At 72.6% G+C, this 21,638-nt stretch carries 17 protein-coding genes; 8 read left to right on the forward strand and 9 right to left on the reverse strand.

From position 1 onward, the window contains the following. Positions 1–150 precede the first annotated feature (150 nt). Genes IE207_RS03855 through iolC form a run of 4 tightly spaced genes read right to left on the reverse strand, consistent with a single transcriptional unit; the run spans position 151 to position 5,282 of the window. Complete coding sequence (locus IE207_RS03855) at positions 151–1,650, reverse strand: CoA-acylating methylmalonate-semialdehyde dehydrogenase (protein ID WP_190182527.1); 1,500 nt, start codon at positions 1,648–1,650, stop codon at positions 151–153. A gap of 13 nt (positions 1,651–1,663) precedes the next feature. Then, positions 1,664–3,541 (reverse strand): 3D-(3,5/4)-trihydroxycyclohexane-1,2-dione acylhydrolase (decyclizing), encoded by a 1,878-nt coding sequence (gene iolD / locus IE207_RS03860; RefSeq protein ID WP_190182528.1) that lies wholly within the window; start codon positions 3,539–3,541, stop codon positions 1,664–1,666. After that, complete coding sequence (gene iolB, locus IE207_RS03865; RefSeq protein ID WP_229873358.1) at positions 3,538–4,350, reverse strand: 5-deoxy-glucuronate isomerase; 813 nt, start codon at positions 4,348–4,350, stop codon at positions 3,538–3,540. Before iolB ends, iolD begins: the two co-directional genes overlap by 4 nt. Before the next feature lie 20 nt (positions 4,351–4,370). Further along, entirely contained in the window at positions 4,371–5,282 is a 912-nt protein-coding gene (gene iolC, locus IE207_RS03870; RefSeq protein ID WP_190182785.1) for a 5-dehydro-2-deoxygluconokinase, read from the reverse strand. A 149-nt stretch (positions 5,283–5,431) separates the two neighbouring features. Between iolC and IE207_RS03875 the strand changes: the two genes are divergently transcribed. From IE207_RS03875 to IE207_RS03895, 5 genes are all read left to right on the forward strand, one after another. Beyond that, the gene (locus tag IE207_RS03875) at positions 5,432–6,385 is read left to right on the forward strand and encodes a sugar phosphate isomerase/epimerase family protein (RefSeq protein WP_190182530.1); all 954 of its coding nucleotides are present in this window, start codon (positions 5,432–5,434) and stop codon (positions 6,383–6,385) included. Between the two features lie 29 nt (positions 6,386–6,414). Then, positions 6,415–7,428 carry a Gfo/Idh/MocA family protein gene (locus IE207_RS03880; RefSeq protein ID WP_190182531.1) on the forward strand — a complete coding sequence of 338 codons (1,014 nt, stop codon included), beginning with the start codon at positions 6,415–6,417 and terminating at the stop codon, positions 7,426–7,428. Positions 7,429–7,661: 233 nt separating this feature from the next. Continuing rightward, a complete protein-coding gene (locus IE207_RS03885; protein ID WP_136216457.1) occupies positions 7,662–7,862 on the forward strand; it encodes a helix-turn-helix transcriptional regulator in 201 nt (66 codons plus the stop codon). A gap of 109 nt (positions 7,863–7,971) precedes the next feature. Beyond that, the gene (locus IE207_RS03890; RefSeq protein WP_190182532.1) at positions 7,972–8,205 is read left to right on the forward strand and encodes a heavy-metal-associated domain-containing protein; all 234 of its coding nucleotides are present in this window, start codon (positions 7,972–7,974) and stop codon (positions 8,203–8,205) included. A gap of 111 nt (positions 8,206–8,316) precedes the next feature. Then, positions 8,317–10,617 (forward strand): heavy metal translocating P-type ATPase, encoded by a 2,301-nt coding sequence (locus IE207_RS03895; RefSeq protein ID WP_190182533.1) that lies wholly within the window; start codon positions 8,317–8,319, stop codon positions 10,615–10,617. A gap of 391 nt (positions 10,618–11,008) precedes the next feature. Here IE207_RS03895 and IE207_RS03900 read toward each other — a convergent pair whose 3' ends face one another. Both IE207_RS03900 and recD2 read right to left on the reverse strand, forming a co-directional pair. Next, entirely contained in the window at positions 11,009–12,298 is a 1,290-nt protein-coding gene (locus IE207_RS03900; RefSeq protein WP_190182534.1) for a citrate synthase, read from the reverse strand. Positions 12,299–12,480: 182 nt separating this feature from the next. After that, positions 12,481–14,724, reverse strand: coding sequence for an SF1B family DNA helicase RecD2 (gene recD2 / locus IE207_RS03905; protein ID WP_190182535.1), 2,244 nt, complete (start codon positions 14,722–14,724; stop codon positions 12,481–12,483). Positions 14,725–15,011: 287 nt separating this feature from the next. On the opposite strand from recD2, the gene IE207_RS03910 reads away from it, so the two are divergent. Continuing rightward, positions 15,012–15,569, forward strand: coding sequence for a DUF937 domain-containing protein (locus IE207_RS03910; protein ID WP_190182536.1), 558 nt, complete (start codon positions 15,012–15,014; stop codon positions 15,567–15,569). A 23-nt stretch (positions 15,570–15,592) separates the two neighbouring features. Here the strand turns inward: IE207_RS03910 and IE207_RS03915 are convergent, their stop codons facing one another. Next, positions 15,593–16,531, reverse strand: a complete 939-nt coding sequence (locus tag IE207_RS03915; RefSeq protein WP_190182537.1) for an EamA family transporter — start codon at positions 16,529–16,531, stop codon at positions 15,593–15,595. 105 nt (positions 16,532–16,636) lie between these two features. Between IE207_RS03915 and IE207_RS03920 the strand changes: the two genes are divergently transcribed. Both IE207_RS03920 and IE207_RS03925 read left to right on the forward strand, forming a co-directional pair. After that, on the forward strand, positions 16,637–17,620 hold the full coding sequence (locus IE207_RS03920) for a LysR family transcriptional regulator (protein WP_229873290.1): 984 nt from the start codon (positions 16,637–16,639) through the stop codon (positions 17,618–17,620). Positions 17,621–17,630: 10 nt separating this feature from the next. Continuing rightward, positions 17,631–19,490: a glycoside hydrolase family 3 protein gene (locus IE207_RS03925; protein ID WP_190182538.1), complete on the forward strand. Its 1,860-nt coding sequence runs from the start codon at positions 17,631–17,633 to the stop codon at positions 19,488–19,490. A gap of 62 nt (positions 19,491–19,552) precedes the next feature. Here IE207_RS03925 and IE207_RS03930 read toward each other — a convergent pair whose 3' ends face one another. Both IE207_RS03930 and IE207_RS03935 read right to left on the reverse strand, forming a co-directional pair. Further along, a complete protein-coding gene (locus IE207_RS03930; protein ID WP_190182539.1) occupies positions 19,553–21,007 on the reverse strand; it encodes a S28 family serine protease in 1,455 nt (484 codons plus the stop codon). Positions 21,008–21,097: 90 nt separating this feature from the next. Then, a complete protein-coding gene (locus IE207_RS03935; protein ID WP_190182540.1) occupies positions 21,098–21,556 on the reverse strand; it encodes a hypothetical protein in 459 nt (152 codons plus the stop codon). Positions 21,557–21,638 lie beyond the last annotated feature (82 nt).

Raw genomic sequence — 21,638 nt, forward strand, 5'->3', positions numbered from 1 at the left:
GGCACTCTCTGGCGCACCGAACTTGCACGGACTTGCGCGACGGATGTCCCTATCCGGCCGGAACCTGCTGGACGGAGACAGCAGGAACCCCCGGCCTGTGAGGGTTGGCCGAGGGTTCCTGGGTTTGGGGTGCCTGTCAGGCGTCAGGCACTAACGAGACGTCGGGAAGCCGAGGTCGATGCCCACCGGGGCCTCGGACGGGTCCGGCCAGCGGGTGGTGACGACCTTGCCGCGGGTGTAGAAGTGGATGCCGTCGTTGCCGTAGATGTGGTGGTCGCCGAAGAGGGAGTCCTTCCAGCCGCCGAAGGAGTGGTAGCCCACCGGCACCGGGATCGGCACGTTCACGCCGACCATGCCCGCCTGGATCTCCAGCTGGAAGCGGCGGGCGGCGCCGCCGTCGCGGGTGAAGATCGCGGTGCCGTTGCCGAACGGCGAGGCGTTGATGAGCGCCACGCCCTCCGCGTAGGTCTCGGCGCGCAGCACGCACAGCACCGGCCCGAAGATCTCGTCGCGGTAGGCGTCGGAGTCGGTCTTGACGTTGTCCAGCAGCGAGAGGCCGATCCAGTGGCCCTTCTCGAAGCCGTCGACCGTGAACCCGGTGCCGTCCAGGACCACGTCGGCGCCCTGGTCGGCGGCGCCCTTCACGTACGAGGCGACCTTGTCGCGGTGCGCGGCGGTGATCAGCGGGCCCATCTCGGAGGCCGGGTCGTTGCCGGGGCCGATCTTGATCTTCTCGGCGCGCTCGCGGATCTTGTCCACCAGCTCGTCGGCGATCGAACCCACGGCGACGACCGCGGAGATCGCCATGCAGCGCTCGCCGGCCGAGCCGTAGGCGGCGGAGACGGCCGCGTCGGCGGCCGCGTCCAGGTCGGCGTCCGGCAGCACCAGCATGTGGTTCTTGGCGCCGCCCAGGGCCTGGACGCGCTTGCCGTTGGCGGAGGCGGTGGTGTGGATGTGGCGGGCGATCGGCGTGGAGCCGACGAAGGAGACGGCCGCGATGCCCGGGTGGGCGAGCAGCGCGTCGACGGCCACCTTGTCGCCGTGGACGACGTTCAGGACGCCCGCCGGGAGGCCGGCCTCGCTCGCCAGCTCGGCGAGCTTGACGGCGGCCGACGGGTCCTTCTCGCTCGGCTTGAGGATGAAGGTGTTCCCGCAGGCGACGGCCAGCGGGAACATCCACATCGGCACCATCGCCGGGAAGTTGAACGGGGTGATGCCCGCGACCACGCCCAGCGGCTGGCGGATCGAGGCGACGTCGACGCGGTTGGACACCGAGGTCGACAGCTCGCCCTTGAGCTGGGTGGTGATCCCGCAGGCCAGCTCGACGATCTCCAGGCCGCGCGCGACCTCGCCCAGCGCGTCCGAGTGCACCTTGCCGTGCTCGGCGGTGATCAGCTCGGCGATCGCGTCGCGGTTGGCGTCCAGCAGGGCGCGGTAGGCGAACAGCACCTTCGTGCGGGCGGCGAGCGAGGACTGGCCCCAGCTCTGGAAGGCCTCGGTGGCGACCTGTACGGCCGCGTCGACCTCCTCGGCGGAAGCGAGCGCGACCTGCGTGGTGACCTCGCCGGTGGCCGGGTCGGTGACCGGGCCGTAGTTGCCCGACGCGCCCTCGACGGTCTTGCCACCGATCCAGTGGTTGACGGTCTTCATGTGCCTTGCTCCTTCACAGATGGCGACGTCGCTGCGCGGCTTGCCGGTCGTACTCTTCGCGGGCCGAGGCCGCCGCCGCACGGGTCGTGGTCTCGGCCACGGGAACATCCCACCATGCCTGTGCCGGGGGTGGGCCCGACACTGTGTCGGGTGTTCGGGTCTGCGTGTAGACACATGTGGGGCGGTCCGACGCCCGCGCCTCCACCAGGGCTTTTCGCAGGTCACGTACGGTGTCGGCGCGGATGACGGCCATCCCGAGGGAGGCGGCGTTCGCCGCGAGGTCCACCGGGAGCGGCGCACCGGTGTACGCCCCGTCGGCCGCCCGGAAGCGGTACGCGGTCCCGAAGCCCTCGCCGCCCACCGCCCCCGAAAGGCCGCCGATCGAGGCGTAGCCGTGGTTGTCGAGGATGACGATCTTGACCGGGACGCCCTCCTGTACGGCGGTGACGATCTCGGTGGGGTTCATCAGGTACGTGCCGTCGCCGACCAGCGCCCACACGGGCCGCCCGGGCGCGGCCAGCGCCGTCCCGATGGCGGCGGGGATCTCGTAACCCATGCAGGAGTAGCCGTACTCGACGTGGTACTGGTCGGCGGACCGGGGGCGCCACAGCTTGTGCAGGTCCCCGGGGAGCGAGCCGGCCGCGTTGATCAGGATGTCGGAGGCGTCGACGACGGCGTCGAGCAGGCCGAGCACCTGTGCCTGCGTCGGGGCGGCGTCCTCGTCGGGACTCGCGTAGGCCCGCTCGACCAGCCGCTCCCAGGCGCGCTTGTCCTCTTTGTACGCCGCCTCGTACGAGGGGTCCACGCGGTACCCGCAGACCGCGGCCCGGAGTTCTTCCAGGCCCACCCGCGCATCGCAGACCACCGGCCGGGCGGCGAGCTTGTGGGCGTCGTACGGGTCGAGGTTCAGCCCAAGGAATCGGACGGCTGGGTTCCGGAACAGGGTCGCGGAGGCGGTGGTGAAGTCGGTCAGCCGGGTGCCCGCCGCGATCACCAGGTCGGCGTCGCGGGCGAGGGCGTCGGCGGTGGCCGTGCCGGTGTGCCCGATGCCGCCCACCTCGGCGGGGTGGTCGAACGGGATCGCGCCCTTGCCCGCCTGGGTGGAGGCGACCGGGATCCCGGTCGCGGTCGCGAACTCCGCGAGGGCGGCCTGGGCGGCGCTGTGCCGGATGCCGCCCCCGGCGATGAGCAGGGGGCGCGCGCAGGCCCGTACCGCTTCGGCGGCGGCGGCCAGTTCGTCCCGGTCGGGCCTCGGCCGGCGCACCCGCCACACCCGCTCGGCGAAGAACTCCTCGGGCCACGCGCACGCCTCGGCCTGCACGTCCTGCGGCAGCGCGAGGGTCACGGCGCCGGTCTGGACGGGGTCGGTGAGCACCCGCACCGCCTGGAGCGCGGCGGGGATCAGCGCCTCCGGGCGGGTGATCCGGTCGAAGAACCGGGACACGGGCCGCAGGGTGTCGTTGACGGAGACGTCACCGGCGTGGGCCACCTCCAGCTGCTGGAGCACCGGATCGGCGGGCCGGGTGGCGAAGGCGTCCCCCGGCAGCAGCAGCACCGGCAGCCGGTTGACGGTCGCGAGGGCGGCCCCGGTGACGAGGTTGGTCGCGCCGGGCCCGATGGAGGTCGTCACGGCCTGCGCCGACAGCCGCCCCGACTGCCGCGCGTATCCGACGGCCGCGTGCACCATGGCCTGCTCGTTGCGCCCCTGGAGGAAGGGCATCTCCTGCGGGCCGCTCTCCAGCAGGGCCTGCCCGATCCCGGCGACGTTGCCGTGCCCGAAGATCCCCCAGGTGGCGGTGACCAGCCGCTGCCTGCGCCCGTCGCGCTCGGTGTACTGGCGGGCGAGGAAGCGTACGAGGGCCTGCGCCACGGTGAGTCTGATCGTGGTCATCGGCGGTGGTCCTCCGCTCGGTAGAAGGGCAGCCGGGGGTCGACCTCCGCGCCGGCCCAGGCGGACCGGATCCAGCCGTGGTCGGGGTGGTCGCGGATCAGCCACTCCCGCGGGCCCTCGGGGCCGGCCATCACGTTGAGGTAGTACATGTCGTGCCCGGGGGTGGCGATGGACGGCCCGTGCCAGCCGTCCGGGATGAGCACGGCGTCCCCGGTCCTCACCTCGGTGAGGATGTCGGTCTTCCCGGCCGGGGAGGGGGTGACACGCTGGTATCCGCAGCCGGGCGTGTCCCCGTGCGGGGCGATCTCGAAGTAGTAGATCTCCTCCAGCCGGGACTCCTCGCCGGGTCGGTGCTCGTCGTGCTTGTGGGGCGGGTACGAGGACCAGTTGCCGCCGGGGGTGAGCACCTCGACCGCGATGAGCCGGTCGCACGCGAAGGCGTCGGCGGCGGCGAAGTTGTTGACCTGGCGGGAGCACTGTCCGGCGCCGCGCAGCTCGACCGGCACCTGCCGCGCCGGCCCGTACCGGGCGGGCAGCGTCCGCTCGCACCGCGCCCCGACGAGCGCGAACCGGCCGCCGCCCGGGGAGGTGATCGAGGCGCGGCCGTCGCGCGGGAGGTAGGCGAAATCGGTCACCGAGGCGAACACGCCCTCCCGGCCCCGGAGTTCGAACAGCTGTGGACCGGGCGTACGGCAGGCGACGGCGCAGGCGCCGGCCAGCGGCAGGACGATCCATTCGTGGTCGCCGCAGGAGTGCTCGTGGCTCTCGCCGGGGGCGAGGTCCAGCACGCGCAGGGCCGTGGAGGCCATCGCGTGGGAGGCGGTCACCGTCACCGTTCCAGCACCTCCTCGACCTCCTTCGCGTACGGCATCGCCGTCGAGCAGGCCAGGCGGGACGCGACGATCGCGCCCGCCGCGTTGGCGAAGCGCAGCACCCGCTCCGTGTCCCAGCCCGCGAGCAGCCCGTGGCACAGCGCACCACCGAAGGCGTCGCCCGCGCCGAGCCCGTTGACGACCTCCACCGGCACCGGCGGCACCTCGACCGCCGTCCCGTCGCGGTGGACGGCGAGGACACCGGCCGGGCCGCGTTTGACGACGGCCAGTTCCACCCCGGCGGCCAGCAGCGCCCGCGCCGCCGCGTACGGCTCCCGTTCCCCCGTGGCGATCGCGCACTCCTCGGCGTTGCCCACGGCGACCGTCGCCCCGGCGAGCGCCCGCTCGTACCAGGGCCCCGGCTCGTCGCTCCACAGCATGGGCCGCCAGTCGAGGTCGAAGACAGTGGTCCCGGACTTCGAGCGGGCTTCGAGCGCGGCCAGGGTGGCGCTCCGGCTCGGCTCCGCGCTCAGGCCCGTACCCGTCACCCAGAACACCCGGGCGGCCCGGACCGCGCCGGCGTCGATCTCATCGGCCGCGATCTCCAGGTCGGGTGCCTTGGGGAAGCGGTAGAAGTACAGCGGGAAGTCGTCCGGCGGAAAGACCTCGCAGAAGGTGACGGGCGTCGGGTAGGCGGCCACCTCGCGCACCCATCGGTCGTCGACGCCGAAACCGCGCAGCTCCGCGCGCAGGTACGCGCCGAAGGGGTCGGCTCCGGTCCGGGTGATCACGGCCACCCGCCGGCCGAGGCGGGCCGCCGCGACCGCGACGTTCGTCGGGGAGCCGCCGAGGAACTTGCCGAAGGTGTCCGCTTCGGCGAGCGGTACGCCGGTTCTCAGCGGGTAGAGATCCACACCGATGCGCCCCATCGTGATCAGGTCGAACGCGTCCCCGTCCCCGGTGGTCCGCTCCGGGTCGAACCCGTCCCCGTCCCCGCTGTCCGGTGCCACTGCTCCCACTTCCTCTCCCACTGCTCTTCCCCGTCCCCTTTCGAGCCTCGCACCCTAAGGTGGCCGCCATGACGTCCTCGCCGTCCTCCGCTACCCCGCCTTCCACTCCCCCGTCCTCCCCACCCGCGCTGACCCGTATCCGCGTCGGTTCCGCTCCGGACTCGTGGGGCGTCTGGTTTCCCGACGATCCCCGCCAGACGCCGTGGGAGCGTTTCCTGGACGAGGTCGCGGACGCCGGGTACGAGTGGATCGAGCTCGGCCCGTACGGCTACCTGCCCACCGATCCGGGCCGTCTCGCCGACGAGACCGCCAAGCGCGGCCTGCGCGTGTCGGCGGGCACCGTCTTCACCGGACTCCATCACGGGCCGGGCGTGTGGGAGCAGACCTGGGAGCACGTGTCGCGGATCGCGGAACTCACCCGGGCGATGGGGGCGGCGCACCTCGTGGTCATCCCCTCGTTCTGGCGCGACGACAAGACCGGCGAGGTGCTGGAGGACCCGGCCCTGACGGCGTCTGGCTGGCGCGAACTGACCACGCAGACCGAGCGGCTGGGCCGGGAGGTGCGCGAGCGGTACGGGCTGCGGATCGTGGTCCACCCCCACGCGGACACCCACATCGACACCCCGGAGAACGTCGCCCGGTTCCTCGACGCCACCGACCCGGAACTGGTCTCGCTGTGCCTGGACACCGGGCACTACGCGTACTGCGGCGGGGACAGCGTCCAGGCCCTCGAAACGTTCGGCGAGCGGATCGGCTACCTGCACCTCAAGCAGGTGGACCCGCGGATCCTGGCCGAAGTCGTCGCCGGGCAGGTGCCGTTCGGGCCGGCCGTGGCGCGCGGGGTGATGTGCGAGCCGCCGTCGGGGGTGCCCGCGCTGGAGCCCGTACTGGCCGCCGCGCAGGGGCTCGGAGTGGACCTGTTCGCCATCGTCGAGCAGGACATGTACCCGTGCCCGCCGGACCGGCCGCTGCCGATCGCCCTCCGGACACGCTCCTACCTGCGCTCCTGCGGCGCCCGCTGACCCGCCTACACCCCGAGGGGGATTTGCACATGACCAGCACGCTCGGCATCGCCGTCATCGGCGCCGGGAGGATGGGCGCCGACCACGTCCGCCGGATCGGCCGGACGGTCGGCGGGGCGCGGGTGGTGGCCGTTGCGGATCCGGACGGGGACCGCGCCAAGGAGGCCGTGGCGGGCCTGGACGGGGTGAGCGCGCACAGCGACGCCGTGGCGGCGGTCGCCGCGCCCGGGGTCGACGCCGTACTGGTCGCCTCGCCCGGGCCCGCCCACGAGGAGGCTCTCCTGCACGCCCTGGCGCGGGAGCTGCCGGTGCTGTGCGAGAAGCCGCTGACGCCGGATCCGGCGGGAGCCCTGCGGGTGCTGGAGGCCGAGCGGAGGCTGGGCCGCAGGCTGGTCCAGGTGGGCTTCATGCGGCGCTTCGACGCCGAGTACGAGCGGCTGAAAGAGCTGCTGGACGGGGGCGGGATCGGCCGGCCGCTGTTCCTGCACTGCCGCCACCGCAACGCGGCCTCCCCCTCATTCTTCACCAGCGACATGCTGATCAGCGATTCCGTGGTGCATGAAGTCGACGCCGCCCGCTGGCTGCTGGGGCAGGAGATCACCGCGGTGACGGTCCTGTCCCCCACCCCTTCCGCGGCCGCGCCCGAGGGACTGGGCGATCCCCGTTTCGTGCTGCTGGAGACCTCCGGCGGGGCCATCGTCGACGTGGAGATCTTCGTCAACTGCGGTTTCGGCTACCAGGTGCAGTGCGAGGCGGTCGGGGAGTCGGGCAGCGCCCGGATCGGGGACGCCCAGGCGATGGTCGTCCAGTCGGCGGGCCGGTGGGGCGGGGAGATCGCCCAGGACTTCCTGACCCGGTTCGCCGACGCCTACGACCGGCAGGTGCGGCGGTGGGTGGCGGCGGCCGCGCGGGGGCGGATCGACGGGCCCGACGTATGGGACGGCTACGCGGCCGCGGTCGTCTCCGAGGCGGGGATCACCGCCGCCCGCAGCGGTGTCCGGACGCCCGTTGAGCTGGTGGAACGGCCCGCGCTCTACCGATAGCGGGCCGGCGCCCCGGCCGCCGGACACGGGTGCCACTTCCGTCACGGAAGTCGCTGCCGTGTCACGCATGTCCGCGTTTCGCGGGCCTTCCGTCACAGACGGTCGACAGGCACTCGCCTGACGTCACCGAGCGTCGTTCTCCGGGCACAACCCGAGTGATCGTCCGCCCACGCCCCGGCTCCCCCGACGGCCTCCCGGCCGGCCCCAGTGGCGTGGACAAGGAGGTGTCGTGCATGAGCGACCGACAGCTGTGGTCGTACAAGGAGATCGCTGCCCACATCCGGGTCCAGCCGGACACCGTGCGCTCCTACCGCAAGCACGGACTGCTGCCGGCTCCCGACCATGTGGAGCACGGGAAGCCCTATTGGTACGACGATACGATCCGCGCCTGGGTGGCCCGCCGCCCGGGCAACCGAGGTCGCCGCGACGGCTGAACAACGGTGGGTGGAATACCCCCTAGGGGTACACTTGGCGGTGACCGGGGAGGATGGTGTGAAGACGCCGCCGGCCCGCGACCGACCCGCCCGCACAGAGGAGAACGACATGAGCACCGAGACGGACACCCGGACCACCACCGTCTACCAGGTGACCGGCATGACCTGCGGGCACTGCGAGGGCGCGGTGACCGCCGAGATCTCGGCGCTGCCGGGTGTGACTTCGGTCAAGGCCGTCGCCGCGACCGGTGAGGTCACGGTGGTCTCGGCCGCCCCGCTCCAGGAGGACGCCGTGCGCGCCGCTGTGGACGAGGCCGGGTACGAGCTGGCGGACCGGTCCTGAGGTCCGTGGAACAGTAGAAGGACCCTGCCGGGTCGTACGGGACGGCCCCTGCCGGCCCCGTACGGCCCGGCCTTTCACCTGAGCCGGAGACGAACCGGAGATGACCCGGAAATGAGCGGCAGCGCAGTGCACGAGGGACCGGTGGCGGTGGCCGGCGCGGCCGAAGTCGAGCTTGCCATCGGCGGGATGACGTGCGCCTCCTGCGCCGCCCGCATCGAGAAGAAGCTGAACCGTATGGACGGGGTCAGCGCCACGGTGAACTACGCCACCGAGAAGGCCAAGGTCTCGTACTCCGGTGAGGTACGGGTGGCCGACCTGATCGCGACCGTCGTCAAGACCGGCTACACCGCCGAGGAGCCCCCGCCGCCGCCCGCGCCGGAACCGGCCGCCGCGGAAGCCGCCGCGGAAGCCCCCGTCGGCGCCCCGGCGGACGCGGTCGCGGACGGCCCGGAGCTCGCCGCGCTGCGTCAACGGCTGCTGGTGAGCGCCGTGCTGGCGCTGCCGGTCGTCGTGCTGGCCATGGTCCCGGCCCTCCAGTTCGACAACTGGCAGTGGCTGTCGCTGACCCTGGCCGCGCCCGTCGCCGTATGGGGCGCGCTGCCCTTCCACCGGGCCGCCTGGACGAACGTGAAGCACGGCGCCGCCACCATGGACACCCTGGTCTCGCTGGGCACGCTCGCCGCGTTCGGCTGGTCGCTGTGGGCGCTGTTCTTCGGCCACGCCGGTATGACCGGGATGCGGCACGAATTCGCCCTCACCGCCTCGTCGGCGGGCGACGCCCTCTACCTGGAGGTCGCCTCCGGCGTCGTGACCTTCATCCTGCTGGGCCGCTACCTGGAGGCCCGCTCCAAGCGGAAGGCGGGCGCGGCCCTCAGGGCGCTGCTGGAGCTGGGAGCCAAGGACGTCACCGTCCTGCGGGCCGGCCGCGAGGTGCGGGTCCCGGTGGGCGCGCTCGCCGTCGGGGACCGGTTCGTGGTCCGGCCCGGCGAGAAGATCGCCACCGACGGCACGGTGACGGAGGGCGCCTCCGCCGTGGACGTGTCCCTGCTGACCGGCGAGTCCGTCCCCCTCGACGTCGGCGTCGGCGACGCCGTGACCGGTGCGACCGTCAACACGTCCGGGCGGCTCGTCGTCGAGGCGACCCGGGTCGGGACGGACACCCGGCTGGCCCGGATCGCGCGGCTGGTCGAGGAGGCGCAGAACGGCAAGGCGCAGGTGCAGCGCCTCGCCGACCGGATCTCCGCCGTCTTCGTCCCCGTCGTCCTGCTGCTCTCCCTCGGGACCTGGGTGACCTGGCTGCTGATCACCGACGACCCCACGGCGGCGTTCACCGCTGCCGTGGCCGTCCTGATCATCGCCTGCCCCTGCGCCCTGGGACTGGCCACGCCGACCGCGCTGATGGTCGGCACCGGCCGGGGCGCGCAGCTCGGCATCCTGATCAAGGGACCGGAGGTGCTGGAGTCGACCCGCCGGGTGGACACCGTCGTCCTGGACAAGACCGGCACCGTCACCACTGGCACGATGACCCTGTCGGGGGTGCACCCGGCCCCGGGAGTGGACGAGTCGGAGCTGCTGCGCCTGGCCGGTTCCCTGGAGCACGCCTCCGAGCACCCCATCGCCCGGGCCGTCGCGGTGGGCGCCGCCGAGCGGGCGGGGACGCTGCCGGTCCCCGAGGGCTTCGAGAACCTCGCCGGGCTGGGCGTACGGGGCGTGGTGGAGGGGCGCTCGGTCCTGGTGGGCCGGGAGCGGCTGCTGGCGGAGCGCGGCGTCGCCGCCGTGCCGGCCGCCCTGGCGGGGGCCATGGCGGCCGCCGAGGCCGCGGGCGGCACCGCGGTGCTGGTCGCCTGGGACGGGGAGGTGCGCGGAGTGCTGAGCGTGGCCGACGCGGTGAAGGGGACCAGCGCCGAGGCGGTGGCGCGGCTGCGGGCACTCGGCCTCACCCCGGTCCTGCTGACGGGTGACAACCGGGCCGCGGCGCACACCGTGGCCCGCGAGGTGGGCATCGACGAGGTGATCGCCGAGGTGCTCCCGCACGAGAAGGTGGAGGTCGTGCGCCGCCTCCAGGCCGAGGGCCGGACGGTCGCCATGGTCGGGGACGGCGTCAACGACGCGGCCGCCCTCGCCCAGGCGGACCTGGGGCTGGCGATGGGCACCGGCACGGACGCGGCCATCGAGGCGGGCGATCTGACCCTCGTACGGGGCGACCTTCGGGTGGCCGCGGACGCGATCCGCCTGTCCCGCCGGACCCTGGCCACCATCAAGGGCAACCTCTTCTGGGCGTTCGGATACAACCTGGCCGCGCTGCCGCTGGCGGCGTCAGGGCTGCTCAACCCGATGATCGCCGGTGCGGCGATGGCCTTTTCTTCTGTGTTCGTGGTGACCAACAGCCTGCGGTTGCGGTCCTTCCGCTAGAGGATCCCCTTCGCACCGCGCACACAACTCCTTCACGGGAGACGCAGATCACAGTGATTCGAACGTAACCATCGGGCAGATGCCCGGGTCTAATGGGGTGATGCCAGGAACGTCTTGGGGGACGTTCGCGGGAGGTCTTGGGGGACGTCCCGGGCATCAGCCGGCCGGGACACGTGCACCCCGGGGAGCTTTGAGCGGCCCTCCCGACCCGTACGGGTCCCGGCAGAAACCCCGTTGGAGTGCATCGGAACCGCACTCCTCGCCGACACCCCGGCTCGGGTCCCGTGGGGGGAATCCGTTCCGGGGAAAGGAAAGCGCCCCGACCGTCGACCCGTGGGGGGATCGGCGGCGGGGCGCTTTTCGTGAGCTCTGCGGCTGCGTGCGCCTCGGGTCAGCGGGCCTCGACCGGGACGAAGTCGCGCAGGACCTCGCCGGTGTAGATCTGGCGCGGGCGGCCGATGCGGGAGCCGGGCTCCTTGATCATCTCGTGCCACTGGGCGATCCAGCCGGGAAGGCGGCCGAGCGCGAAGAGCACGGTGAACATCTCGGTCGGGAAGCCCATGGCCCGGTAGATGAGACCGGTGTAGAAGTCCACGTTCGGGTAGAGGTTGCGCGAGACGAAGTACTCGTCGGCCAGCGCGTGCTCTTCCAGCTTGAGCGCGATGTCGAGCAGCTCGTCGCTCTTGCCGAGTGCCGAGAGGACGTCGTGCGCCGCCGCCTTGATGATCTTCGCCCGGGGGTCGAAGCTCTTGTAGACGCGGTGTCCGAAGCCCATGAGGCGGACGCCGTCTTCCTTGTTCTTCACCTTGCGGATGAAGGCGTCGACGTCGCCGCCGTCGTTCTTGATGCCTTCCAGCATCTCCAGCACCGACTGGTTGGCGCCGCCGTGCAGGGGGCCCCACAGGGCCGAGATGCCGGCGGAGATCGAGGCGAACATGTTCGCCTGCGAGGAGCCGACCAGACGCACGGTGGAGGTCGAGCAGTTCTGCTCGTGGTCCGCGTGCAGGATGAGCAGCTTGTCGAGCGCGGAGACCACGACCGGGTCCAGGTCGTACTCCTGGGCCGGCACGGAGAAGGTCATGCGCAGGAAGTTCTCGACGTAGCCGAGGTCGTTGCGCGGGTAGACCACCGGGTGGCCGACGGACTTCTTGTACGCGTACGCCGCGATCGTCGGGAGCTTGGCCAGCAGGCGGATCGTCGAGAGGTGGCGCTGCTTCTCGTCGAACGGGTTGTGGCTGTCCTGGTAGAACGTCGACAGCGCGCTGACCACGGAGGACAGCATGGCCATCGGGTGCGCGTCGCGCGGGAAGCCGTCGTAGAACCGCTTGACGTCCTCGTGCAGCAGCGTGTGCTGGGTGATCTCGTTGCGGAACGACGCGAGCTGGTCGACGGTCGGCAGCTCCCCGTTGATCAGCAGGTAGGCGACCTCGATGAAGGTCGAACGCTCGGCCAGCTGCTCGATCGGGTAGCCGCGGTAGCGCAGGATCCCCTGCTCGCCGTCGAGGTAGGTAATCGCGGACTTGTAGGCGGCGGTGTTGCCGTAGCCACTGTCCAAGGTGACGAGCCCGGTCTGGGCCCGCAGCTTCGAGATGTCGAAGCCCTGGTCACCGACGGTGCTGTCGACCACCGGGTAGGTGTATTCACCGTCCGCGTACCGGAGTACTACAGAGTTGTCGCTCACGTCATCCCTCACCGACGTAGTGCCTCTTCTTCGAGGTGCCCTGACTGCCTCTACCTTCCCCCATTTGGCGCAGGAGAGTGCACTCGGGGTCGGCCTTTGGTGCATTCGACGGCACTGAGTGCCGCCAACCTGAACATCCTGCCCCCTGGGCGCACCACGCGGAACCCAAAATGATCGATCATTTAGGTGATGTTTCCCACCGGTATCCGGCCGGACAGCCTGGGGGCGACCGCCGTGTACCTCCTGCCTGCGGAAACGGTACGCACCGCCTGGCCGAGCGCCCTGCGTGACCCGACCAGAACGACCAGTTTCTTCGCCCTGGTCACGGCCGTGTAGAGCAGGTTCCGCTGGAGCATCATCCAAGCACCGGTCGTGACGGGGATCACGACGGCCGGATATTCGCTCCCCTGGGAGCGGTGGATGGTGACGGCGTAGGCGTGGGCCAGCTCGTCGAGCTCGGAGAACTCGTAAGCGACCTCCTCGTCCTCCTCCGTGCGCACCGTCAGACGCTGTTCGTCCAGGTCAAGGCCGGTGACCACACCGACGGTGCCGTTGAAGACCCCGTTGGCGCCCTTCTCGTAGTTGTTCCGGATCTGGGTCACCTTGTCGCCCACCCGGAAGACGCGGCCGCCGAACCGCTTCTCGGGCAGGCCGGGGCGGGCGGGGGTGACCGCCTGCTGGAGCAGGCCGTTGAGATGGCCGGCCCCGGCGGGGCCCCGGTGCATCGGCGCGAGCACCTGGATGTCGCGGCGCGGGTCGAGGCCGAATCTGGCCGGAATCCGCCGTGCGGCCACGTCCACGGTGAGCCGGCCGGCCTCCTCGGTGTCCTCCTCGGGGAAGAGGAAGAAGTCCGGCAGCCCGTCGGTGATGGGCGGCACACCGGTGTTGATCCGGTGGGCGTTGGTGACCACGCCCGACTGCTGGGCCTGGCGGAAGATCCTCGTCAGCCGCACGGCGGGCACCGGTCCGTCCTCGGCGAGCAGGTCCCGGAGCACCTCGCCCGCGCCCACGGACGGCAGCTGGTCCACGTCCCCGACCAGCAGCAGGTGCGCGCCCGGGGCCACCGCCTTCACCAGTTTGTTCGCCAGCAGCAGATCCAGCATCGAGGCTTCGTCCACCACGACGAGATCCGCCTCCAAGGGCCGGTCCCGGTCGTAGGCCGCGTCCCCGCCGGGCTTGAGCTCCAGCAGCCGGTGCACGGTCGAGGCGTCGGCGCCGGTCAGCTCCGAGAGCCGCTTCGCGGCCCGGCCCGTGGGCGCGGCCAGCACCACCTTGGCCTTCTTGGCCCGGGCCAGTTCCACGATCGAGCGCACGGTGAAGGACTTGCCGCAGCCGGGGCCGCCCGTGAGGACGGCGACCCGGCGGGTGAGGGCCAGTTGCACCGCGTCGCGCTGCTCCGGGGCGAGTTTGGCACCGGTGCGGCCGGCCAGCCAGTCCAGCGCCTTGTCCCAGTCCACGTCCTGGAAGCCGGGCATCCGGTCCTCCTCGGCGTTCAGCAACCGCCGGACCTGGCCGACCAGCGACAGCTCGGCCCGGTGGAAGGGGACCAGGTACACGGCGGTGAGCGGCGGGCCGCCCTGCGGATCGGGCACGGACTCGCGGACGACCCCCTCCGGGTCGGCGGCCAGTTCCGCCAGGCACTCGATGACCAGCCCGGTGTCCACCTGGAGCAGCTTGACCCCGTCGGCGATCAGCCGTTCCTCCGGGAGGAAGCAGTGGCCCTGGTCGGTGGACTGGGACAGGGCGTACTGGAGCCCGGCCTTGACCCGTTCGGGGCTGTCGTGCGGGATGCCGACGGCCTGGGCGATGCGGTCGGCGGTGAGGAAGCCGATGCCCCAGACGTCGGCGGCGAGCCGGTAGGGCTGGTTGCGGACCACGGAGATGGAGGCGTCCCCGTACTTCTTGTAGATGCGGACCGCGATGGAGGTGGAGACGCCGACGCCCTGGAGGAAGACCATGACCTCCTTGATGGCCTTCTGCTCCTCCCAGGCGGCGCCGATCAGCTTGGTCCGCTTGGGTCCCAGGCCGGGGACCTCGATCAGCCGCTTCGGTTCGCCCTCGATCACATCGAGGGTGTCGGTTCCGAAGTGGTCGACGATGCGCTCGGCGATCTTCGGGCCGATGCCCTTGATGAGGCCGGAGCCGAGGTAACGCCGGATGCCCTGGATGGTGGCGGGCAGGATCGTGGAGTAGTTCTCGACGCTGAACTGCTTGCCGTACTGGGGGTGGGAGCCCCAGCGGCCCTCCATGCGCAGCGACTCGCCGGGCTGTGCGCCGAGCAGGGATCCGACGACGGTCAGCAGGTCGCCGGCACCCCGGCCGGTGTCGACCCGGGCGACGGTGTAGCCGCTCTCCTCGTTGGCGTAGGTGATGCGTTCCAGCACCCCCTCCACCACGGCAAGTTGCACTGCCCCGTTGCTCGTCATGCCAAGAAAGTACCGGCCGCCGCCGACAGGGCGCCGCGCCTGTGGACAAACCGAAGGGGGCCCGGCCTTCCGGCCGGACCCCCTCACGGTTACCCCTCCCGTGCCGGACTTCCCGATCCCCCCAGATCCCCTCCCGGAAGCGCCGACGCTCCTTACGACCCGCCGGCGCCGCCGGGGGTTGCAGCCGGGGGCAGGTCTTTACTCCACCATTACTCAAGTCGTACGGGCGTACGATGCCCGGCGCGTCCGAGGTGCCGTCAAACCGGGTCGCACGTAGCGTTTCCGGCATGAGTGAACCCTCCTTCCAGGACGACGTGCTGCACGAGCTCGGCGACGACGGGCTGGCCGAGATCGCCGGTCTGCTCGGCACCGACGCGGGCGGCGCGCGCGAGGCGGTCGGCACCACGGTCGGCGCCATGACCGGCGACCTCCGGCAGAAGGCCGACGTCGATGACGACGAAGGCCAGGAGGTACGCCGGGCCGTCGCCGAGGTGGGCGGGGCGGGCGGGGCGGGCGGGGCGGGCGCCCCGTTGCAGGGTGTGTCCACCCTGGGCGGCGGCCTCGGCGGTCTGCTCGGCGGCTCGATGATGGCCGGGGTGCTGGCCAAGGTCAGCGGGCCCGTCGCGAACGCCGTCTCGAAGAAGACGGGCATCCCGGTGGCCACCGTCAGCCGGGTCGTCGAGATGCTGATCCCGGTGGTGGTGGCGGTCTTCGCCAAGCGCGCGGCCGGCAAGGGTGCCGGAGCCCCTTCACCGGGCACGGCCCCGGCACCGGGCGCGGCCCCCTCGGCGGGCGGCGGCCTCGGCGACGTGCTCGGCCAGATCCTGGGCGGCGGGAAGAAGTAGCCGCCCCACCTGCGCAGCCGCCCTTACGGAGCGGCGGCGGGAGCGGCGGCGGGAGCGGCGGCAGCGGCGGCGGCCGCCGGTCCTGCCACCGCCGTACGGGACTTCGTGCGCGCGGGGGCCAGCGACGTCAGGCCCACCCCGCCGACGAGCAGCGCGGCGGCCAGCCAGCGCAGGCCCGAGACGCCCTCGCCGAGCACCAGCGCGGCGGAGGACATGCCGAACACCGGGACCAGCAGCGAGAACGGCGCCACGGCGGACGCCGGGTAGCGGCGCAGCAGGTAGCCCCAGGCGCCGAAGCCGAACACCGTCGAGACCCAGGCGACGTACCCGATGACGGCGACCCCGGACCAGTCCAGGGCGCGCAGCGCGGCCAGGTCCCGTTCGGGGCCCTCCAGCAGCAGCGACAGTGCGATCAGCGGCAGCACCGGGACGGTGCACACCCACACCATGAAGTTCAGCGCGTCGGGCGGGGCGGCCTTGCGGGTCAGCACGTTGGACACGCCCCAGCAGGCGGCCGCCGCCACGACGAGCGCGAAGCTGGCGACCGGCCCGGAGGCGCCCTCGTCCACGGCGGCGACCGCGATCCCGGCGAGCGCCACCCCCATGCCGAGCACCCGCAGCGGGCCGGGCCGCTCACGGAGCACGAGGGCGGCGAGGACGGCGGTGAAGACGGCCTGGACCTGGAGGACGAGCGAGGACAGCCCGGCGGGCATCCCGGCGGCCATGCCGGTGAACAGCAGGCCGAACTTGGCGATGCCCAGGGCCACCGCGACGCCGACGATCCACTTCCAGGCCACCTTGGGCCTGCCGACGAAGAACACGGCGGGCAGGGCGGCGACGAGGAACCGCAGGGCGGACAGGAGCAGCGGCGGGAAGTGGCCGAGGCCGATCTCGATGACGACGAAGTTGAAGCCCCAGACGGCGGTGACGAGTACGGCGAGAGCGGTGTGTACAGGACGCATGCTCAGAGCATCGACGGCCGGACCATGTAGCACCAGCGCGGATCTCTTCCGTGATGGATGAAGCAACGCTTACGTGTCATGGCCGGACGGCGCTACCATCGCGGCATGCTCGACCTGTCCCGGCTGCGCGCCCTGCACGCCGTCTCCGTACACGGTTCGGTCGCGGGCGCGGCGGCCGCCCTCGGTTACACCCCCTCGGCCGTTTCGCAGCAGATCGCCAAACTGGAGCGCGAGACCCGCACCACGCTGCTGGAGCGGCGCGGGCGCGGGGTCGCGCTCACCGAGGAGGCCCGCCACCTCGCCGACACCGCCAGGGAGTTGCTGGCGATCGTGGAGCGGGCCGAGACGACGCTGGAGGAGCGGCGCGGGCAGCCGAGCGGGCTGCTGACGGTGGCCGCCTTCGCCTCGGCGGCGCGCGGGCTGCTGCCGGGCGTACTGGCGGAGCTGGCCGCGCGGCATCCGGCGCTGGACGTCCGCCTGACGGAGGTCGACCCGCACCTGTCGGTGGACCTCGTGGCGCGCGGGGTCACCGATCTGGCGGTGGCGCACGATTGGGACATCGCCCCCCTCCCGGCTCCCGAGGGCATCGAGCAGGCGGTGATCGGGGACGACCACTGCGACCTGGTCGTACCGGCCGGACACCCGTTCACCGCGCGGGCCGTGATCCGCCGGACGGATCTGGGCGGCGAGCGGTGGGTGTGCCAGCCTCCGGGGCGGGTCTGCCACGACTGGCTGGTGCGGACGCTGCGCACGGCGGGGCACGAGCCCGACATCGCGCACGTCGCCGAGGAGAACCACACCATCGTCGCCCTGGTGGCGGCGGGCCTGGGGGTGGCGGTCGTACCGCGCCTGGGCACGGGCGCGCTGCCCCCGGGGGCAGTGGCCGTACCGCTGGAGCCGGGGCCGGTCCGCCGGCTGTACGCGCTGTGGCGCACGGGCGCGGCCCGCCGCCCGGCGATCACCGCGGCGGTCCGTACCCTCCGGGCGCACTGGACGGCCCGGGCCCTGGGTGCGGCGACTGCTCCCGAAGGGCCACTTCCGGGGGACAGCGCGAGTGTCCGTGGCTCCGGGGAGGCAGCCCGGCAGTAGGGTCCGGCGCGTGCCGAACCACGCCTCCCGCCGGACCCTGCTCACCGCGGCCGCCCTGGCCGCCGTCACGGCCACCGGAGCGGCCTCCTCCGCCTCGGACGTCCGCAGCGCCCCGAACGGCTCCCCCGACGGCGCCCCCGATGACCCGCGCCCCTCCGACTCCGGGCCCGGCGGCCGGCCGGGGCGCTACCCCGACCGGGCGGAGCTGCGCCGGCTGGTGGCCGGGATGAGCCTCCCCGAGAAGGTCGGGCAGCTGTTCGTGTCCCGGGCGTACGGGCACTCGGCGAGCGAGCCCGACGCGGCGGACGCGGAGGTGAACCTCGCACAGTTCGGGGTGCGCACCGCCGCCGAACTCGTCGCCCGCTACCACCTGGGCGGGGTCATCTACTTCGCGTGGGCCCACAACACCCGCACCCCGCAGCAGATCGCCGCCCTGTCCCAGGGCCTCCAGCAGGCGGCGGCCGGCTCGGGCGCCGGCATCCCGCTGCTGCTGTCCACGGACCAGGAGCACGGCGCCGTCGCCCGCATCGGCAAGCCCGCGACCCTGCTGCCGGGGGCGATGGCGCTCGGCGCCGCCCACCGCGCGACGGGTTCGACCGCCGAGGCACGCCGGGCCGCGCGGATCTCCGGCGCGGAACTGGCCGCGATGGGCATCCGGCAGGACTACGCGCCGGTCGCGGACGTGAACGTGAACCCGGCGAACCCGGTGATCGGCGTACGGTCCTTCGGCGCCGACCCGAAGGCGGTGGCGGCGCTGGTCGCCGCCCAGGTGCGCGGCTACCAGGGCGCGGGGGTGGCCGCCACCGCCAAGCACTTCCCCGGACACGGCGACACCGAGACCGACAGCCACGTCGGACTGCCGGTGATGCGGCACACCCGCGCCCAGTGGGAGGAGCTGGACGAGCCGCCGTTCCGGGCGGCCGTCGCGGCGGGTGTGGACGCGGTCATGACGGCGCACATCGTCTTCCCCGCGCTCGACCCCTCGGGGGACCCGGCGACCCTCTCACGGCCGATCGTGACCGGCATCCTGCGCGACCGCCTCGGCTTCGGCGGCGTGGTGGTCACCGACGCCCTGGACATGGCCGGCGTCCGCCAGAAGTACGGCAACGACCGGGTACCCGTGCTGGCCCTCAAGGCGGGCTGCGACCAGCTGCTGAACCCGCCGGACCTGGCGCTGGCGTACCGCAGCGTGCTGGGGGCCGTCGAGTCGGGCGAGCTGACCGTGGCTCGGATCGAGGAATCGGTGCTGCGGATCCTCGAACTCAAGGCGCGCCGGGGCCTGTTCGCCGCCCCCTACACCGCGGGGCCCGAACTGGCGGACGTCGTCGGGGTGTCCGGCCACCTGGCGGCCGCGGACGAGATCGCGGCCGGCACGACGACCCTGCTGGCCAACCCCGCCGGGGTACTGCCGCTGGACACGGCTGCCGCGCCCCGGGTGCTGGTGACGGGCGCCGCCCCGCCCTCCCCCAGCGGTACCACCGGGCCCCCTGCGGAGGTACTGGCGCGGGAGCTGACGGCCCTGGGCTGCCGGGCCTCGGCGGTCGCGGCCGAGGGAGCGGTGACGGCGGCGTCCGGCCACGCAGCGGTGGTGGTGTGCACGTACAACGTCCCGGAGGGCGAGAGCCCGCAGCGGAAGCTGGTGGCGGACCTGCTGGCCACCGGGGTGCCGGTGGTGGCGGTCGCGATCCGCAACCCGTACGACGCCGCCCGGCTGCCGGAGTGCGCCGCGGAACTGGCCACGTACTCCTGGACGGACGTGGAGATGCGGGCGGCGGCCCGGGTGATCACCGGTGAGCGGCGGCCCGCCGGCCGCCTCCCGGTCCCGGTGCCGGGCCGCTACCCGCTGGGCCACGGGCTGGCGTACGACTGAGGCTTCGCCGAGTCGTACGCCGGGCCCGCGGCCCTGCTGCTCCGGAGCCACGGGCCCGGGGGCTACGGACGCAGCTGCGCCTCGCGCGGCAGGTCCTGGCGGTCGAGCTGCGGGTCCGGCTTCGCCAGCGGCGTCGCCCGCCCCGCGTCGGTGAGGGCGGCGGCCGGCGCCACCCCGGCCCACTGGAGGATCCTCGCGGTCGCGAGGTTCCGCTCGCCGTCCTGGAGCTTGGCGACGTTGGCCCCGTGGTTGGCACCCGGGGCGATCATCACGTAGCTGTCCTTCACCCCGTAGCCGAGGTGGAACGGTTCGGCGCCCCACGGGTCGTTCTGCCCGTACACGAACAGCATCCGCTCGGCGTGGGCCCGCACCCAGGCGTCGACGTCGGCCATGACGCCCGGCTGGAAGGTCATCGGGATGTCACGCGGCACGAAGTCGCGCGGCGGCTGGTAGCCGTAGCGGGTCAGCCCCTTGAGGTGCGGCTGCTTGATGTCGGGCGAACCGAGCTGGGTTCCGGCCTGGTAGTAGTACGGCGTGTACGTCTGCAGGCCCTGGTCGGTGTAGGCCGAGAAGCCGGAGATGGTGTCGACGGTGTCCCAGATCTCCTGGTCGGAGGCGGTCGCCGCGGCCGGGATGCCGGCGCAGTCGGCGAGCAGGCTGTACTGCCAGAAGGCCCACGTGTAGTCCAGCACGACGGCCTCGTACGCCTTGTCGAGGTCGCCGACGGTGGTGAAGGTCCAGCCGTTCTCGGCGGCGGCGGCCGCGTACTTGGCCTCCAGCGGCTCGCGGCGGACGAGCGCCTCGCGCTGGACGGCGTTCAGCTTGTCGCGGCACTCCTTGGTGCCGACCTTGGCGAGGAACCGGTCGTAGGCCGAGTCCTCCTTGTTGTTGACGTCGTTCGGCGCGACGTAGGCGACGACGCCGTCCATGTCACGCGGGTAGAAGCGCTCGTAGTACGTCGCCGTCATACCGCCCTTGCTGCCGCCCGTGGCGATCCAGTTCTTGCTGTAGATCTTCTTGAGGGCGGTGAAGAGGCGGTGCTGGTCGCTGGCGGCCTGCCAGATGTCCAGGTCCGACCAGTTGGCGGGGTCGGGCCGGGAGGGTGTGAAGAATCGATACTCCAAGGACACCTGGTTGCCGTCGACGATGGCCGTCGGCTCGCTGCGGCGCGGGCTGGTGTTGACGTTGTAGCCGGAGGTGTAGAAGACCGTGGGCCGGGAGGTGTCCTTGTGCAGCAGGGTCAGGCGCTGCTTGAAGGTCCCCTTGGAGGGCTGACGGTGGTCGATCGGCTGCTCGTAGGCGAGCACGAAGAAGCGGTATCCCGGGTACGGCTTCTCCTCGATCAGGCTCATCCCCGGGATGCCGAGGATCTGGTCCTTGATGTCCGCGGCGGCGGCCGGCCGTGCGGCGGTGGCCGCTTGTTCCGTGGCGTCGGCCGCTTGTGCGGTGGCGCCGGCCGCACCCGTGGTGCCGATGAGCACCACGAGCGACAGCAGCCATCCGAGCGTCTTGCGCATTCGCCCTCCCCTTGCGTTCACTTCGGTCGCCGTGAACCTAGCGGGGCCAACGCGCCTCTGAACAGACCAAGTTGGGCCGCGGGGAAGTCGTCAGCACAGGATCCAGCCGGAATCGGCCGATCCGGCCGCTACGTTCCCCCTTACATACACGCACCGGCTGATCGCGCCGACGGTGACCGGGCCCGCGTAACGGGTGAAGCGCCCCGCATCGGCGACGGGGACACCGCCACGCGGCTGAACGCTCACCGCCATCCGGCGGCGCTCGCCCGGGCGTGAGGCGACGGTCACGGCGCAGACCCGGGCGCGGCTCTTGTACACGCGCAGCTCGCCCTCGCCCGCCGGGAACGGCACCGCCTTGGCCAGCCGGCCCGTACAGCGGTCGCCGCCTGCGGTGGCGGCCCGCGCCGGGGGCGCGGTGAGCAGTGCGCCGCCGACGAGCCACAGCGCCGCCGCGAACGCCCCCAGGCCGAGCGCCCGCGCCCGGCCGGGCCCCTCCCGGTGCGGCTTCGGCCCCCGCCCGCGCACCCGCTTCCACCCCTGCGTCGGCATCCCGGCCCTTCGCTCGTTCGTACGCGGCACGTACGCCCGTACGACGCCCCTGCCTCCCCGAAGGTTGCACCGGGCGGCCGGG

Source organism: Streptomyces cirratus, from assembly GCF_014650775.1.
In the GTDB taxonomy this organism is placed as follows: domain Bacteria; phylum Actinomycetota; class Actinomycetes; order Streptomycetales; family Streptomycetaceae; genus Streptomyces; species Streptomyces cirratus.